General features: G+C 63.4%; 17 protein-coding genes. 14 read left to right on the forward strand and 3 right to left on the reverse strand.

Annotation, left to right across the window (positions count from 1 at the left end):
• The first annotated feature begins 20 nt into the window (after positions 1 to 20).
• Both Q3C01_RS15135 and Q3C01_RS15140 read left to right on the forward strand, forming a co-directional pair.
• A complete protein-coding gene (locus Q3C01_RS15135) occupies positions 21 to 1823 on the forward strand; it encodes a hypothetical protein (protein WP_458146127.1) in 1803 nt (600 codons plus the stop codon).
• The gene (locus Q3C01_RS15140) at positions 1820 to 3247 is read left to right on the forward strand and encodes a Dyp-type peroxidase (protein WP_458146128.1); all 1428 of its coding nucleotides are present in this window, start codon (positions 1820 to 1822) and stop codon (positions 3245 to 3247) included. Before Q3C01_RS15135 ends, Q3C01_RS15140 begins: the two co-directional genes overlap by 4 nt.
• Before the next feature lie 22 nt (positions 3248 to 3269).
• On the opposite strand, the gene Q3C01_RS15145 is transcribed toward Q3C01_RS15140, so the two are convergent.
• The 3 genes from Q3C01_RS15145 to hemB all read right to left on the reverse strand — a co-directional run bounded on the left by Q3C01_RS15145 (position 3270) and on the right by hemB (position 5981).
• Positions 3270 to 4046, reverse strand: a complete 777-nt coding sequence (locus Q3C01_RS15145; RefSeq protein ID WP_458146129.1) for an arginyltransferase — start codon at positions 4044 to 4046, stop codon at positions 3270 to 3272.
• A gap of 104 nt (positions 4047 to 4150) precedes the next feature.
• Complete coding sequence (locus Q3C01_RS15150) at positions 4151 to 4708, reverse strand: RDD family protein (protein WP_458146130.1); 558 nt, start codon at positions 4706 to 4708, stop codon at positions 4151 to 4153.
• 214 nt (positions 4709 to 4922) lie between these two features.
• Entirely contained in the window at positions 4923 to 5981 is a 1059-nt protein-coding gene (gene hemB, locus Q3C01_RS15155) for a porphobilinogen synthase (protein WP_458146131.1), read from the reverse strand.
• Positions 5982 to 6214: 233 nt separating this feature from the next.
• Between hemB and Q3C01_RS15160 the strand changes: the two genes are divergently transcribed.
• From Q3C01_RS15160 to thiL, 12 genes are all read left to right on the forward strand, one after another.
• On the forward strand, positions 6215 to 6706 hold the full coding sequence (locus tag Q3C01_RS15160; RefSeq protein WP_458146132.1) for a DUF6163 family protein: 492 nt from the start codon (positions 6215 to 6217) through the stop codon (positions 6704 to 6706).
• 475 nt (positions 6707 to 7181) lie between these two features.
• Entirely contained in the window at positions 7182 to 7700 is a 519-nt protein-coding gene (gene ldtR, locus Q3C01_RS15165) for a transcriptional regulator LdtR (RefSeq protein WP_027522899.1), read from the forward strand.
• 196 nt (positions 7701 to 7896) lie between these two features.
• On the forward strand, positions 7897 to 8133 hold the full coding sequence (locus Q3C01_RS15170) for a hypothetical protein (protein ID WP_458146133.1): 237 nt from the start codon (positions 7897 to 7899) through the stop codon (positions 8131 to 8133).
• 37 nt (positions 8134 to 8170) lie between these two features.
• On the forward strand, positions 8171 to 8392 hold the full coding sequence (locus Q3C01_RS15175; RefSeq protein ID WP_458146134.1) for a hypothetical protein: 222 nt from the start codon (positions 8171 to 8173) through the stop codon (positions 8390 to 8392).
• Positions 8393 to 8554: 162 nt separating this feature from the next.
• Positions 8555 to 9160, forward strand: a complete 606-nt coding sequence (locus tag Q3C01_RS15180; RefSeq protein WP_458146135.1) for a hypothetical protein — start codon at positions 8555 to 8557, stop codon at positions 9158 to 9160.
• Between the two features lie 218 nt (positions 9161 to 9378).
• Complete coding sequence (gene glyA / locus Q3C01_RS15185; RefSeq protein WP_458146136.1) at positions 9379 to 10677, forward strand: serine hydroxymethyltransferase; 1299 nt, start codon at positions 9379 to 9381, stop codon at positions 10675 to 10677.
• 17 nt (positions 10678 to 10694) lie between these two features.
• On the forward strand, positions 10695 to 11177 hold the full coding sequence (gene nrdR, locus Q3C01_RS15190) for a transcriptional regulator NrdR (protein WP_027522895.1): 483 nt from the start codon (positions 10695 to 10697) through the stop codon (positions 11175 to 11177).
• The gene (ribD, locus tag Q3C01_RS15195) at positions 11174 to 12322 is read left to right on the forward strand and encodes a bifunctional diaminohydroxyphosphoribosylaminopyrimidine deaminase/5-amino-6-(5-phosphoribosylamino)uracil reductase RibD (protein WP_458146137.1); all 1149 of its coding nucleotides are present in this window, start codon (positions 11174 to 11176) and stop codon (positions 12320 to 12322) included. The genes nrdR and ribD overlap by 4 nt, the downstream gene beginning before the upstream one ends.
• Complete coding sequence (locus Q3C01_RS15200; RefSeq protein ID WP_458146138.1) at positions 12322 to 12930, forward strand: riboflavin synthase; 609 nt, start codon at positions 12322 to 12324, stop codon at positions 12928 to 12930. The genes ribD and Q3C01_RS15200 overlap by 1 nt, the downstream gene beginning before the upstream one ends.
• Positions 12931 to 13030: 100 nt before the next feature.
• A complete protein-coding gene (ribH, locus tag Q3C01_RS15205) occupies positions 13031 to 13522 on the forward strand; it encodes a 6,7-dimethyl-8-ribityllumazine synthase (RefSeq protein ID WP_458146139.1) in 492 nt (163 codons plus the stop codon).
• Positions 13523 to 13525: 3 nt separating this feature from the next.
• On the forward strand, positions 13526 to 14017 hold the full coding sequence (gene nusB, locus Q3C01_RS15210) for a transcription antitermination factor NusB (RefSeq protein WP_458146140.1): 492 nt from the start codon (positions 13526 to 13528) through the stop codon (positions 14015 to 14017).
• A 177-nt stretch (positions 14018 to 14194) separates the two neighbouring features.
• The gene (gene thiL / locus Q3C01_RS15215) at positions 14195 to 15196 is read left to right on the forward strand and encodes a thiamine-phosphate kinase (protein WP_458146141.1); all 1002 of its coding nucleotides are present in this window, start codon (positions 14195 to 14197) and stop codon (positions 15194 to 15196) included.
• Positions 15197 to 15280 lie beyond the last annotated feature (84 nt).

Here is a 15280-nt window from a genome sequence, read left to right on the forward strand (position 1 = left end):
GCAAGCGGAGAAGGACAGCCATGCTCGAGATTGTCCGGCAGCAGATGATCTGCATCGTTGCGCCAGGCTGGCCCGGCGGAGGCGAAATTTCAGAGCCCGTTTCCAGCGCGCTGAATGATCTGTTCAAGGACGCGGCGGTGGTGCACTTCGCATCGATCGGCCTCCTGCCGGCGATGGCCGATGCGGCGGATCAGCGGCCGTCGCTGATGCTCGAGCTTGCCGTCGAGGAGGGCCTCAGCCCGTACGACCTGTTGTATCGGCTCATCTACCATGCCGGCGGCGCGATGTGGTCGCTGTTCGGCAGCATGTATTTCCCAAATGTCGAAGAGCTGACAGATCAGCACAAGCAGCAATTGCTCGATCGGCTGATGGAGTGCCACAGCATCGCCGATGGCGCCTTCGTTGGCGCCCGCGACCGGTCGGTTCGGCAGATCCAGATGGAGGGGGATCTGCTCGAGCAGACGCGAAACGAAGCGCGGTCGCTGAAGCCGAAATACGGCAATGATCGCACCGCGTTCGCCCTGGCGCTGGCACGATGGGCATACACGAATCCTCGCTTCGAGTGGGCGGCCGAGCCTGCACCGCGATCCTATTGGCGCGGCAAGGGCGCAGGCATCGGCGCCAAGCTCAAGTATCCGGTGGGCGCGGTCGTTCTCTGGTTCGTCGCCGTCTGGGTGGTTGGCGCGCTGTCGAGGGGGTTGATGAGGTTCGACGTCTGGTTCTTCGGAGAACCGCATCCCATCATCCAGTCCATTCTCAACGCCGTAAGCAAGGTGAGCCAGGGGCTGCTGGAGGTGAGCGGGCGTGGTCTACTGGCGTTAGTTGCGCTGGTCTTGCTCGCGTGGCTGTTCCTGGTTGCGCTGCCGGCGCTGTTCCAGCCGTGGAGGCGCTGGCTGAAAAGCATTCAGCGTGAGCTCGAACGTCCGACAGAAACGATCTCATCGTTGGCCACCTATATCGCCGGCTGGCTTATCGGCGTGCCCCTCGTCGCGGCCGTCATTGCGGGCGCCCTTGCCTACACGTTCGCCCCGAACTGGCTCGCGGGCACGATCGAGCCCTGGATCCCGAATCTTCCCGGATGGCAGCTCATCGCCATTGCGATCTTTGCAATCATCGTGGTGCTCTGCATCGGCGCGTTGTTTTCCTGGATCAATCGCCGGTTCACGAAGCTGAGCGAAAGGTTCTTTCATCCACTCGAAGACGACGTTCCTCGCGCCCAGCAGATCCACCCGTCGATCGAGAGATGCGAGGCGCGAGAGGTCAACCGAATCCAGCACATGATCAGCCTGACGGACTTGCGCGGTCCGCAGGGGTGGAGCGCGTGGTGCATCCGGGTCGCCCTGCGCATCGTGACGTTCGCTGGACGCGTGTTTTTCACGGAGGGGCTGCTGGGAGATGCGCCAGGCATCCATTTCGGTCACTGGCACATCATCGACAATGGTCGCCGCTTCGTGTTCTGCTCCAATTATGACGGGAATTTCGGCGGCTACCTCGACGACTTCATCAATGGCGCTTCCAGCGGAACGACGCTGGCATGGCGGTGGACTGAGCTGAACCCACGCTCACCGGCGGCTGACGGTCAGCCCGGCATCACGCAGCCGCGCAGTTTCCCGCCGACGCGGTTTGTCATTTACCGCGGCGTGAAGTGTGAGCTGAAGTTCAAATCCTACGCGCGCGACAGCATGCTTCCGAACTTGTACCGCTTCGTGGCGTGCAACGCGACGATCGACGAGATCAATCTCGCCACCGGGCTGCGCGAGGCCCTGTTCGGCGAGCGCAACGAGAAAAACGACGACCTGATCATGAGGGCCATCGAAACATGAAGCACGCGCCGAATCTCTCTGAACAGAGTCACGACATCCAGGGCATGATGAGGAGTGGCTTCGGCTGGCTCACCACCAGCCGCTTCAGGTTGCTGACAATCCGCGACGATGACCTTGCCCGGGCTTGGCTGGCAGAGCTCCTCAAGACTGGCTTGGTCGTCAGTGCGAAGCACGTGGGCGACACGAAGAAGAACCCTGTCGATGCAGCCGTGGCGATCGGCTTTAGCTTTTCGGGACTTGCAAGACTCGGTTGCAAGGAGAGCAACGAGCATCCGTTCCCGACGCCGTTTCGCAGTGGCATGGGCAGCGAGTTGCGGGCCCAGCTTCTGAGAGACGGCGATCGGCAATGGCGGTGGGCAGATGTCGAAGGACCTGGCAGCGGCGAGACGGTGCATATTGTGCTGGCCGAATGGAGGAGGAAGGACCGAGCCTCGCGACTGCCCACGATTGATGAAAGCGCATTCTCGGTCATCGAGATCGGAGAGGACTCCGACTTTTTCGACGCAGACGGCAAATTGCACGAGCCATTTGGGTTTCGCGATGGTCTCGCACAACCGGTGATCCGCGGCCTCAGGGATGAGAGCGGAAAAGCGCTGAAGCGGACCAAGGAGGACGCCGGTGCTCTATACGAAGATCGCGTCGTTGAGCCGGGCGAATTCATCCTCGGCTATCGCAATGAGTACGACGAACTCACCTACTGTCCAAACGTGGAGGGATGGACGCACGCGAGCGGCAGCTTCACCCTGAACGGAAGCTACCTGGCCGTGCGTCAGATCAAGCAGAAAGTGGACGAGTTCAAGGCATTCGAGGATGCGAACAAAGGGTTCAAAGACCCCAACGGCATAACGATCGGTGAAAAGCTGATGGGGCGTCGGAGGAACGGCATGCCGCTATCATGGCAAGGCCAATCCGGATCGGATTCAGCCGCTGATGCCTTCCGTTATCGTGTCCAGGATGCAAACGGCTTCGTTTGCCCCAAGGGAGCTCATGTCCGTCGGGCCAACCCGCGCGATTCTTTGGGCGTCGATGTGCAATCGAGCATCAAGTCATCCAAGCTGCATCGGTTGCTTCGCCGTGGACGTCCCTATCGCGAGAAGTCGGGCAGCCAGGGCCTGTTCTTCATTGCGTGCAATGCGGATCTCGAGCGGCAATTCGAGTTCATCCACCAACGCTGGGTGCAAAACCCCCGGTTCGGGACTCTCGACAATCAGGACGATCCGATCGTGGGTTCGCAACAATGCCCGAAAACCTTCACCATTCCGGGCCTGCCGAGCGGCAGTGAAGTCTCTTTGGAGTATTTCACGCAGACCCTCGGAGGGGGCTACTTCTTCCTTCCCGGGCTCGCGGCGCTCGACTTTATCGTCCGCAATCGTGCCGGCGCCAGGTCGGCCCAATCACACCAGGCCGAAGTGTCCGCCATTTGAGGGACGAAGTTTTTCGGAAGCCCTAATCCTGCGGCTCTGAGGCCGTGTCACCTTGGGCGTCGATGCGCAGCCAGCCGGAGGGCGCGAGGCGCTGCTGCGGCAGGAAGCGCGCCTTGTAATCCATCTTCTTGGAGCCCTCGATCCAGTAGCCGAGATAGACGTAAGGCAGGCCCTGGCGCCGTGCGCGGGCGATGTGATCGAGGATCATGAAGGTGCCGAGCGAGCGGCCGACCTGGCTCGGCTCGAAGAAGGAATAGACCATCGACAGCCCGTCGCTGAGCACGTCGGTCAGCGCGACCGCCAAAAGCTCCTCGCCTCGGCCGGTGATGCCGCTGTCGGGACCGCGCTTGCGGTACTCGATGATGCGGGTTTCGACATGGCTGTCCTCGACCATCATGGCGTAGTCGAGCACGGTCATGTCGGCCATGCCGCCGTGGCGGTGGCGGGCGTCGAGATAGCCGCGGAACACCGAATACTGCTCCGAGGTCGGCACCGCGCTGCGCTGCTCGCCGATGATGTCGGCGTTGCGCGCCATCACCTTGCGGAAGTTGCGGGACGGCCGGAACTCGTTGGCGACCACCCGGACCGAGACGCAGGCGCGGCACTGGTCGCACGCGGGCCTATAGGCGATCGACTGGCTGCGGCGGAAGCCGCCGTGAGTCAGGAGATCGTTGAGGTCGCCGGCGCGGTCCCCCACGAGGTGCGTAAACACCTTGCGCTCATGCCGGCCCGGTAGGTACGGGCAGGGCGAGGGCGCCGTGAGGTAGAATTGGGGGGTGTCGCGCGAGTGCTGGGTCAAGGGACGTCGTGGGCCTCCGAAACGGGTATCAGCATCGCGCTACGGAGGCTCATGGTCAATCGGTCTGCTCACAATGTGGTTTAAGAGGCGCTCTAGTAGGTTCGCTAGTAGGTTCTCGCGGTCTGCGGGACGGGCGAGCGGACGGAGTTGTTGATGATGACCGTTCCCAGCACGATATCGTGCAGCAGGCGCCGTCGGCCGTTGAACAGGCCGACGAGGACCACGAGCGGCGTCAGGAACGAGATCGAGACCCAGAACAGCACCGCGTGCATGGCACCAAGCACGAAATAGCCGGGTGCCCCGTACCAGGTGCGCAACTCCAGATCCATCACCCGCATGCCGACCGTCGCGGAATACGGACCGCCGATACAGGCGCCGTAATAGACCACGGCCCAGATCACCGAGGCCGGCCAGGCTAGCCAGAACAGCGCCCAGCCGAGGCCGAGCGTGACGACGCCGAACACGGCGATGAAGATGTAGCCGAGGATCACCGGAACCGAGATCACGATAAGGTCGATCAGGAATGCGAACACCCGCCGCGTCGCCACGCCGTGGAACAACTCCGGCTGGAGATAGGGATCATAGGCATGCGGCGGAACCCCGCCGTCATTGCGCCAGGGACCCGAATTGGGACCCGAATTGCCCGAATTCGAATACGACATGGTCCGTCCTCCCGATCGGAAACACCCGTGGCAGCACATGGGATCGGGCCGTCCCCCTGCCAAGGCTGCGGGGATTAACAAGCGGAAATATTCCGGCGATTCGGGGGCGGTGATTTGGGCACTGTCATTCCGGGGCGATGCGCCAGCATCGAACCCGGAATCTCGAGATTCCGGGTTCGGTCCTGCGGACCGCCCCGGAATGACGGAAGTTGTATTAACTCTGCGCCTTGATCTTCTCCGCCGCCTTCGGCGCGAAATACGTCAGCACGCCGTCGGCGCCGGCGCGCTTGAAGGCGAGGAGGCTCTCCATCATCGCGCGCTCGCCGTCGAGCCAGCCGTTGCCGGCGGCTGCCGCGATCATCGCGTATTCGCCGGAGACCTGGTAGGCGAAGGTCGGCATCGCAAAAGTGTCCTTTACCCGCCGCACGACGTCGAGATAGGGCATGCCCGGCTTCACCATCACCATGTCGGCGCCTTCGGCGATGTCGAGCTCGACTTCGCGCAACGCCTCATCGGTGTTGGCGCTGTCCATCTGATAGGTGCGCTTGTCGCCGGTCAGCGTCTTGGCCGAGCCGATGGCGTCGCGGAACGGGCCGTAGAAGGCGGAGGCGTATTTCGCCGCATAGGCCATGATCTGCACGTCGAGCAGGCCGGCAAGGTCGAGCCCCTCGCGGATCGCGCCGACGCGGCCATCCATCATGTCGGAGGGCGCGATGATGTCGCAGCCGGCTTCCGCCTGCACCAGCGCCTGGCGCACGAGCACGGCGACCGTCTCGTCGTTCAAAATCCTGCCGTCGGCGATCAGGCCGTCATGGCCGTGGCTGGTGAAGGGATCGAGCGCGACGTCGCAGAGGATGCCGATGTCAGGGAATTCCTTCTTGATCGCGCGCACGGCCTGGCAGACGAGGTTATCCGGATTGGTCGCTTCCGAGCCATGCTCGTCGCGCAGCGAGGCTTCCGTGTAGGGAAACAGCGCAAGGCAGGGGATGGTCAGCTTCATCGCGCGCTCGGCCTCACGCACTGCCTGGTCGACGCTGAGCCTTTCGACGCCGGGCATCGAGGCAATCGCTTCGCGCTTGTTGCTGCCGTCGATCAGGAACAGCGGCCAGATCAGATCATCCGTGGTGAGCACGTTCTCGCGCACCAGGCGCCGCGCCCATTCGGCCTTGCGGTTGCGGCGGGGGCGGACGGTCAGATCCAGGGCCGGCGAGGCCGCCGCGCTTCCACGCGCCACCTCGCGCAATTCGATCGGACGTCCGTACTTGATCGCCATCGTAGGTATCTCCAGCGCGATGACTCATCATCGCGCTTAGTTGTTGTTTGAGCATGATCTTTTCGGAAAACCGCTGCACACTTTGCGCTAACGCGGCCCTCCGGGTCCGGATCATGAAGGAATGGAATTATTCTTATACCAGCTCGCATGGTTCCCGTCACCGCGGCTTGACCTTGCGCAACCCGGGAGCAGACCGATTGATTTTGCCTGGCGAAGCGGCCAGAAGGGGAGCCATGTCCGAGATATCAACCCGCGATGCCGGCCGCGACAGCGCCAGGGACAACACCAGAGATAGCGCCAGTGCGATGTCGGTGGCCGCGCTGTCGTCCGAGCGGCCGGAGTCCGACGAGAACGTCTGGACGCGGCGGCTCGTGCTGTTCCTGCGCGTGATGGCGCTGCTCTCGATCCTCAAGGGTCTCTACCACTGGGCGCAGGTCACCGGCTTCGTCGGCGGCGAGGACGATGCGTTCGAGAACCAGTCGATGGCCTGGCAGGCTGCAACCGTCTACTTCGCCGTGATCGAGCTCGTCGCCGCCGTCGGCCTCTGGCTCGCCACGCCCTGGGGCGCGGTCGTATGGCTCACGACGGTGGTGTCGATGGCGGTGATCGAACTGATGTTCCCCGGCATCTATGGCGGCAGTCTCATCGTGGTTGCCGTCGAAGCTTTCATGCTCGCCGCCTATCTCGCGCTCGCCTGGATGGCCGCGCGCGAGCGCCCGCCATAGCAAACCGCAATTCTGATTTTGCGCAGTGCACCCACGATGTGGTGCGAGACCCATTTTCCACGATTGTCGGTCCGGGCGGCACTGCGCAGCAGCATTGCACGCTGCGGCGCGTCAGAGTGTGTTTTCGCGCATCGATGGTTGATCGATGGTTGCTTCAAATTTGCGGCAAGTTTTCGAAGATCCCGCGTGATCCGCCACAGCTCTTACGCTCCCGTTTCGAAACAGGGCAAGGCTGTTCTGGAATGCGACAAGTGGTGCGGACGGAGGGTGAACAGGACCTTGCCACCGTCAACAGAGGGTTGCGAAAAGTCCTTGTTGCACAGGCTTAATCCGCGATTCACTGTCTTAAATTCATGATCTCTTTATTCTCTTATTTAAGCTGATCTTCAAACGCCTCCCCTTAAGTTGCGGCTATCAGGCGGGACAAAAGTTTCGTCGAATAAGTGTCGACAAAAACGACAACAGGGGAAGTGTCATGATGAAAGCCGTCGCAACTGCGGCAGATACCGCAGAGCGCGTCGCCGGCCAGCAGGGCTCGGTGCAGTCGCTCTATCTGGAAGCTTTGACTCTGGTGGAGCGGCTGCATCGCCGCCTGCTCGACGTTATCAAGGATGAATTCGATCGTCGCGGCCGCGCCGACATCAACTCGGTGCAGGCGCTGCTCCTCTACAACATCGGCGACAAGGAGCTGACCGCAGGTGAGCTGCGCACGCGCGGCTATTATCTCGGCTCCAACGTCTCCTACAACCTGAAGAAGCTCGTCGAGCTCGGCTTCCTCGATCATCAGCGCTCGCGCGTTGATCGCCGCTCGGTGCGCATTCGCCTGACCCCGCAGGGCCAGGAAGTTCGCCGCATCGTCGACGCGCTCTACCAGAAGCACGTCAAGACGGTGGAGCAGGTCGGCGGCATCTCGGGCGAGGAGTTCTCCACACTGAACAAGTCGCTGCACCGCCTCGAGCGGTTCTGGACCGACCAGATCCTGTATCGGCTCTGAGTTTTTCGGAGGGGCAAAAGCCGGCCCCAAACAAGACCGGCGCGCCTCTCGAACGTGCCTGAACTTCCCCAATCGCGCCGGCCCGGCTTTGCCCGGACCGGTGCGTTTTGCGTTTTTGCATCTGCGAAAAAAAGCAGCGCCTTTGCGGAACTAGCCGTTGGCTCGCGGCTTATCCCCTTCGGATCGGAGGCATGCGATGCTGGTCGAGCGTGGACTACAGACTATGAACGTGGAGATTGTGAGCGAGGCGTATGCCATCGCCGCAAATTATCTGCGCAGAGCCGGCGCGCTCCCCGATACGCTCGTCACCGATGAGCGGCTGCTGAAGATCATCGTGCAGCTGTTCCAGCACGGCGAATTCAACAAGATCAGGCTTGCCAACAAGGCGATCGTCAAATTCGAGGCCGCCTTCGAGGCGGAAGCGCGTGCCTGACAGCATTCCCCAAAATTCAGATCAAACAGAGGATGCCATGGAAGCCGCCATCGACCGCATCATGAAGACCTATGACCTCTTGGCCAACCGCACCGCTGCGGCCAGCGACGAGGCGAGGGCCAAGGTGACGAACTACCTCAATACGCTGGTTGAGGCGGGCGAGAAGGACACTCATCGGTTGACGGTCTGCGGCCTGACCTATCTGCGTGAGCTCGACGGCAGCATCGACCCGGTGAAGGCGGGTTACACCGGTTTGTGAGGAGAGGCGGCCAAACCAGCAATCAGACCGAAACGGGTTGCATGCGCGGCCGGCCTTCCAGCGCGGTCGAGCAGGCGGCTGCCCCGGCCAGCCCATCGAACCGCCCGGACGTCATCGGCGACCAACGACGGCAACGCAACGACAGAGAGCCGAGATCGCTTGATGCCACTCCGCCAAATCCAGATGTTCCAAAAGGAAATCCTGAAGGGGCAGATCGCCCCGCCCGACCTGCGGGCTCTGCTCGAAATCGCCGCGCACGCCGGCAAGGACGACATCGATCCGATCTGTGAGGCGCTGCGCTATTCGCTGCTGGTCCCCGGGCGCGACTATCCTTTGCTGACCGGCTCCTACCTCAACGACAGCGATCGGCAAAATCCCCGCATCATGGCAAATGTCGCGGCCATTGATGAGCTGATCGCGCTCATCACTTTCGTCGCGACGAGCGACGATGGGGACATGATCGGCTACTGGCACGGCCCTGAACGGACGCCGATCGAGACGGCGTTGATCGTCAAACTCGATACCGAAGGCCAGTTCGACCTGATGCAGGGACGTAACTTGGCTGAGGCCATGCTCGGCGACAACACCTTTTCCGATCCGGAGGGCTTTGCGACCGGGCGGCGCTGGCTCGCCGACTGCGGCATCACGGTTGATGCCACGGATTGGCGCGAATTGGCCACCCCCGAATGTGCGGTGCAGCCAAGCGCGCTGCATCGGACGCTCTGCAACGAGAGGCGGATCGCGGCTGGGTTGCAACCCATCGGCTAGCCGGCCGGAGTAGGGTGTGATGCCGCGGTGAAAGGGTAGGGCAGGCATGCCCCCCAGTTGCCGGGCTGGTATCCCACCACATCTGGCATAATTATCGCCCCCGACCCGCAAAAGCTTGGCCGGGGCGGGCCGATGTGGTAGATCGCGCCTGCTTCCAACCGCCACACAAGACCGACCGTAGCCCGCCAAAAAGGCTGCGGCGGTGGAGATATTCGCCGATGACTTCCGCAAAAACCGCTTCCGCGCCCGATTCGTTTTTCACGGCCTCCGTTGAGCAGGCCGACCCGGAGATCGCCGCCGCCATCAAGGGCGAGCTCGGCCGTCAGCGCCACGAGATCGAGCTGATCGCCTCCGAGAACATCGTCAGCCGGGCCGTGCTGGAAGCGCAGGGTTCGGTGATGACCAACAAATACGCGGAAGGTTATCCCGGCGCGCGGTACTATGGCGGTTGTGAATGGGTCGACGTTGCCGAGAACCTGGCGATCGATCGCGCCAAGCGGCTGTTCGGTGCCAGCTTTGCCAACGTGCAGCCGAACTCCGGCAGCCAGATGAATCAGGCCGTGTTCCTGGCGCTGATGCAGCCCGGCGACACGTTCATGGGCCTTGATCTGGCCGCCGGCGGCCATCTCACCCACGGTTCGCCCGTCAACATGAGCGGCAAGTGGTTCAAGGCCTCGCACTACACGGTGCGGCGCGAGGACCAGATCATCGACATGGACGGGGTGGCCAAGCAGGCCGAAACGGTCAAGCCGAAGCTGATCATCGCCGGCGGCTCGGCCTATTCGCGCGCCTGGGACTTCAGGCGTTTTCGCGAGATCGCCGACAGCGTCGGCGCCTACCTCCTCGTCGACATGGCGCATTTCGCGGGCCTCGTGGCCGGTGGCGTGCATGCTTCGCCGGTGCCGTATGCGCATGTCACCACCACGACGACGCACAAATCGCTGCGCGGCCCGCGCGGCGGCCTGATCCTGTGGAATGACGAGACGCTGACCAAGAAGCTCAACTCGGCGATCTTCCCTGGCCTCCAGGGCGGCCCGCTGATGCATGTGATCGCGGCGAAGGCGGTCGCCTTCGGCGAGGCGCTGAGGCCGGACTTCAAGGTCTACGCGAAAAACGTCGTCGAGAACGCCAAGGCGCTCGCGGAAACGCTGCGCAGCCACGGGTTCGATATCGTCTCCGGCGGCACCGACAATCACCTGATGCTGGTTGACCTCAGGCCGAAGGGCCTGAAGGGCAACGTCTCGGAGAAGGCGCTGGTCCGTGCGGCCATCACCTGCAACAAGAACGGCATCCCCTTCGACCCCGAGACGCCTTTCGTCACCTCAGGCCTGCGCCTCGGCACGCCGGCGGCGACCACGCGTGGCTTCGGCGTTGCCGAGTTCCAGCAGGTCGGCGGCTTGATCGCTGAAGTCCTGAACGCGATCGCACAGTCCTCCGACGGCAAGGCGCCGCTGGTGGAAGCCGCGATCAAGGAACGGGTCAAGGCGCTCACCGATCGCTTCCCGATCTACCAGTAAGACCGGATAACAAGCGGATGCGCTGTCCCAACTGCAACAGTCTCGATACGCAGGTTAAGGACTCGCGTCCGACCGAGGACTCGTCAGTGATCCGCAGGCGGCGCATCTGCGTCGCTTGCAATTTCCGCTTCACCACCTTCGAGCGCGTGCAGCTGCGCGAACTCACCGTGATCAAGCGCAACGGCCGCCGTGTGCCGTTCGACCGCGACAAGCTGATGCGCTCGGTGCAGATCTCCTTGCGCAAGCGGCCTGTTGAGCCCGAGCGGGTGGAGAAGATGGTTTCTGCCATCGTGCGCGAGCTCGAGACCGCCGGCGAAGCCGAGATCTCCTCGGAGGTGATCGGCGAGACGGTGATGGAGCATCTGCGCACGCTCGACGACGTCGCCTATGTGCGCTTCGCCTCCGTCTACCGCAATTTCCGCGAGGCAAAGGATTTCGCCGACGTGCTCGGCGAGCTCTCCGGTGAGGAGGAAGCGCGGCTCGCCGCGATACGCAAATGATCTTCCGCATTCTGGAGGATCAGCTCGCGCAGAAGGCCCGTGAGTCCAACGATGCTGATCGCCGCTTCATGCAGCTTGCGCTGGCGCTTGGCCGGCGCGGGCAGGGGCGCACCTGGCCGAACCCTGCCGTCGGTGCCGTCATCGTCAAGGACGGCGTGATCGTCGGGCGCGGCTGGACGCAACCCGGCGGTCGCCCGCATGCCGAGCCGGAGGCGCTGCGACGAGCGGGCGAGGCGGCCCGTGGCGCGACGCTCTATGTCACGCTCGAACCCTGCTCGCATTTCGGCAAGTCGCCGCCTTGCGCGGACGCGGTGATCGCGGCCGGCATCAAGCGCGTGGTGGCGGCGATCGAGGATCCCAATCCGGAAGTCGCAGGACAAGGCCACGCGCGCTTGCGGGCAGCCGGCATCAGCGTCGATGTCGGGCTCTGTGCTGCGGATGCGGCCTACGACCATGCCGGTCATTTCCGCCGCATCCGCGACAAGCGCCCGCATGTGATCCTGAAGCTGGCGGTCTCGCCCGACGACAAGATCGGGGCGGCCGGCGGCAAGCCGGTCGCGATCACGGGAGAGGCCGCGCGCGACCGCGTGCACCTGTTGCGCGCGCAGAGCGACGCGATTTTGGTCGGCATCGGCACGGTGCTGTCGGACGATCCGCTGTTGACGTGCCGGTTACCGGGCATGGAGGCGCGCTCGCCGGTACGAGTGGTGCTCGACCGCAATTTACGTATTCCGACGTCGAGCCAACTCGTTCATTCAGCGCGCGAGACGCCGCTTTGGGTGATCGGCTCCGAGCTCGCGGAAGCGGCCGCGGCTACGCGGCTTGGTGCGGCCGGTGCCCAGGTCCTGCGCATGCCGCCCGGCAGCACGCCGGGGTTCGATCTTCCTGCGGTGCTGCACGCGCTGGCCGAGAAGGGCATCACGCGGCTGATGGTCGAGGGCGGCAGCCACGTGGCGTCGTCGTTTGTTGCGTGGGATCTTGCTGATGAGATCTGGTTATTCCGTGGGTCTGAAACGATAGGAACCGATGGCGTCAAGGCCTTGGACGGACTACCTCTCAGCTCAGTCACGCATTCGAAATACTATCGCATTCATGCTAGCGAAACATTCGACAGGGATACTCTCACCATCTACGAGCGCGCTTAATGTTCACCGGCATTGTCACCGATATCGGCGAGATCGTCGGCTTCACGCCGACGGCGCAGGGCCAGTTGCATCGCTTGCGCATCGCCTGCCGCTACGATCGTGCGACCATCGCTGATGGCGCGTCGATCGCCTGCAATGGCGTCTGCCTGACGGTGGTGGCTTCCGGCGTTGAAAGCGGCAAAACCTGGTTCGACGTCGACGCCGCGGCGGAGACGCTGGCGCTGACGACGGCCAAGCACTGGAAGACCGGCACGAAGCTCAACCTCGAGCGCGCGCTGAAAATCGGTGACGAGCTCGGCGGCCATATCGTCGCAGGCCACGCCGACGGGATCGCGACGCTTCTCAGCCGCGAGGACTTGCCTGACATGGCGCGGTTCGAGCTAAAGACCACGCGCGAGCTTGCGCGCTTCATCGCGACCAAGGGCTCGATCACGCTGGATGGCGTGTCCTTGACCATCAATACGGTCAAGGACGTGACCTTTTCGGTCCTGATCATCCCGCACACCCTCAGCGTTACAACCATCGGTGCCTGGCGCGCCGGGGACGAGGTCAATATCGAGGTCGATCTGATGGCCCGCTATGCAGCGCGGCTGACGGAAATGAAGTAATGGCACGGCCGTCATGCGGCGGCGATAGTGTCTTTTGAACTTGGCTTAACCGCTTGCGGCGACTACATAACGCGCCGACCTCAGTAAAACGGATTGAACGATGGCAGACGCGCGGCGCGCACCCCTGAACGACCAGACCGACATTTCGGGCGCGCGTGCGCTGATTGTCGAAGCGCGCTTCTACGACGACCTCCAGGATGCGCTTCTGGAAGGCGCGGTCGCCGAGCTGAAGGCGGCCGGCCTGACCCATGACGTGATTACGGTTCCCGGAGCGCTGGAAATCCCGGCAGCCGTGGCCATCGCAGTCGATGCTGCCGCGAGCAACGGGAAACCCTATGATGCTGTGATCGCGCTCGGCTGCGTGATCCGCGGCGACACCATTCATTTCGAGATCGTCTCGCAGGAATCTTCCCGTGCGCTGATGGATCTCGCCGTGGCGCGCAAGCTGCCGCTCGGCAATGGCATCCTCACCGTCAACAATGAGGAGCAGGCCTGGGCGCGAGCGCGCGCGAGCGAGCTCGACAAGGGCGGCGATGCTGCGCGCGCGGCGCTGGCCATGCTGCGCATCAAGCGCCGCCTGGCGCGGGCCTGAGCCATGGCCGACACCAAGAAACAGCCCGGCGGGGCGGAGAAAAAGGCGAACCGGCGCGGCGCCGCCCGGCTCGCGGCCGTGCAGGCACTCTACCAGATGGATATTGCGGGCGCCGGCATCAATGACATCTTCGCCGAGTTCGAGAGCCATTGGCTCGGCAACGAGGTCGAAGGCGACAAATATCTGCCGGCGGAAGCGGCCTTCTTTCGCGACGTCGTCTCGGGCGTCGTGCGTGACCAGAAAAAGCTCGATCCCCTGATCGACGAGGCGCTCTCGAAGGGCTGGCCTCTGAAGCGCATCGAGGCGATCCTGCGCGCGGTGCTGCGGGCAGGGGCCTACGAGTTGGAGCATCGCAAGGACGTGCCGGGCCGCGTCGTGGTCTCTGAATATGTCGACGTCGCCAACGCCTTCGTCGATCGCGAGGAGACCGGCATGGTCAACGCGGTCCTCGACCAGATCGGCCGTCACTTTCGCGGCGACGAGTTCGGGCGGTAGTCGTAAGTCGAGGGGCGTCAAATTGAAGCAACACGCTAGCCCCATGCTCTGCCGTCATGCCCCGCGAAGGCGGGGCATCCAGTACGCCGCGGCCTATCGACTCAGCACGACCGTCTCTGGAATACTGGATCGCCCGGTCAAGCCGGGCGATGACCGTTCGGTATGGGGCTGGCGTTGATGGCAAGCTCGCACAATCCCTCCGGCGAAGACTCGCTCATCGTGCGCTATTTCAAGCCGCTGGCAACTGACCCCGGCGCGTTCGCGCTGGTCGATGATGCTGCCATCCTGAAATCCTCCGCCGATGATGACGTCGTCGTCACCACAGACGCCGTGGTCGAAGGCGTGCACTATCTTGCCGACGACCCGCCCGGTACGATCGCTCGCAAAGCGCTCCGGGTGAACCTGTCCGACCTTGCGGCAAAGGGTACCACGCCGGCGGGCTTCGTGCTGACGCTGGCGCTCCGCAGCAAGGACGATGCCTGGCTGAAGCCATTTGCCGATGCTCTGGGTGAGGACGCCAATAGCTTCGCGTGCCCATTGCTCGGCGGCGACACAGTCTCGACGCCCGGGCCGCAGATGATCTCGATTACAGCCTTCGGCCGCGTGCCGTCGGGGCGGATGGTCGGCCGCACCGGTGCCAAAGCCGGCGACCGCATCATGGTGACCGGCACGATCGGCGATGCCGCACTCGGCCTCGATGTGCTCAAGGGCGGTGTTGCCGCGAACGTGCTCGCATCAGATCCGGCAGCACGGGATATCCTGGTCGCACGCTACCGCGTCCCGCAACCACGCAACGCGCTGGCAAAGGCGGTGCGCGACTGTGCGAGCGCTGCGATGGATGTCTCTGACGGGCTTGCCGGCGATCTCGCCAAGCTCTGTGCAGCTTCAGGCGTGTCAGCCACGATCGATTCGGCCAGCGTGCCGCTGTCGGCGCCGGCCGCCGGCCTCGTTGCGCGTGGCGCCGTCGGGATCGACGCGCTGCTATCCGGTGGCGACGACTACGAGCTTCTATGCACTGTTCCTGAGGCGCGTTGTACCGACCTGATTGCGGCCGGACGGACGGTTGGCGTGGCCGTGACCGCCATTGGAACGATAGTGCCGGGAAATGAGGCACCGCGCTTCCTGGATGGCGAGGGCCGGGAACTGGTCCTCAAGCGGTTGTCCTACAGTCACTTCTAGCAATTTCCGCGAAACGGACGCCTACGACCTAAGGACCTGCCGAGATCAACGATTTTCGCGCCTCCGACGTTGCACGGGCATGGC

It is taken from the genome of Bradyrhizobium sp. UFLA05-109, from assembly GCF_054185165.1.

Coding starts and splice junctions, on each gene's coding strand:
- Q3C01_RS15135 (WP_458146127.1), top strand. CDS start 21: ATGCTCGAGATTGTCCGGCAGCAGATGATCTGCATCGTTGCGCCAGGC.
- Q3C01_RS15140 (WP_458146128.1), top strand. CDS start 1,820: ATGAAGCACGCGCCGAATCTCTCTGAACAGAGTCACGACATCCAGGGC.
- Q3C01_RS15150 (WP_458146130.1), bottom strand. CDS start 4,708: ATGTCGTATTCGAATTCGGGCAATTCGGGTCCCAATTCGGGTCCCTGG.
- hemB (WP_458146131.1), bottom strand. CDS start 5,981: ATGGCGATCAAGTACGGACGTCCGATCGAATTGCGCGAGGTGGCGCGT.
- Q3C01_RS15160 (WP_458146132.1), top strand. CDS start 6,215: ATGTCCGAGATATCAACCCGCGATGCCGGCCGCGACAGCGCCAGGGAC.
- ldtR (WP_027522899.1), top strand. CDS start 7,182: ATGATGAAAGCCGTCGCAACTGCGGCAGATACCGCAGAGCGCGTCGCC.
- Q3C01_RS15170 (WP_458146133.1), top strand. CDS start 7,897: ATGCTGGTCGAGCGTGGACTACAGACTATGAACGTGGAGATTGTGAGC.
- Q3C01_RS15175 (WP_458146134.1), top strand. CDS start 8,171: ATGGAAGCCGCCATCGACCGCATCATGAAGACCTATGACCTCTTGGCC.
- Q3C01_RS15180 (WP_458146135.1), top strand. CDS start 8,555: ATGCCACTCCGCCAAATCCAGATGTTCCAAAAGGAAATCCTGAAGGGG.
- glyA (WP_458146136.1), top strand. CDS start 9,379: ATGACTTCCGCAAAAACCGCTTCCGCGCCCGATTCGTTTTTCACGGCC.
- nrdR (WP_027522895.1), top strand. CDS start 10,695: ATGCGCTGTCCCAACTGCAACAGTCTCGATACGCAGGTTAAGGACTCG.
- ribD (WP_458146137.1), top strand. CDS start 11,174: ATGATCTTCCGCATTCTGGAGGATCAGCTCGCGCAGAAGGCCCGTGAG.
- Q3C01_RS15200 (WP_458146138.1), top strand. CDS start 12,322: ATGTTCACCGGCATTGTCACCGATATCGGCGAGATCGTCGGCTTCACG.
- ribH (WP_458146139.1), top strand. CDS start 13,031: ATGGCAGACGCGCGGCGCGCACCCCTGAACGACCAGACCGACATTTCG.
- nusB (WP_458146140.1), top strand. CDS start 13,526: ATGGCCGACACCAAGAAACAGCCCGGCGGGGCGGAGAAAAAGGCGAAC.
- thiL (WP_458146141.1), top strand. CDS start 14,195: ATGGCAAGCTCGCACAATCCCTCCGGCGAAGACTCGCTCATCGTGCGC.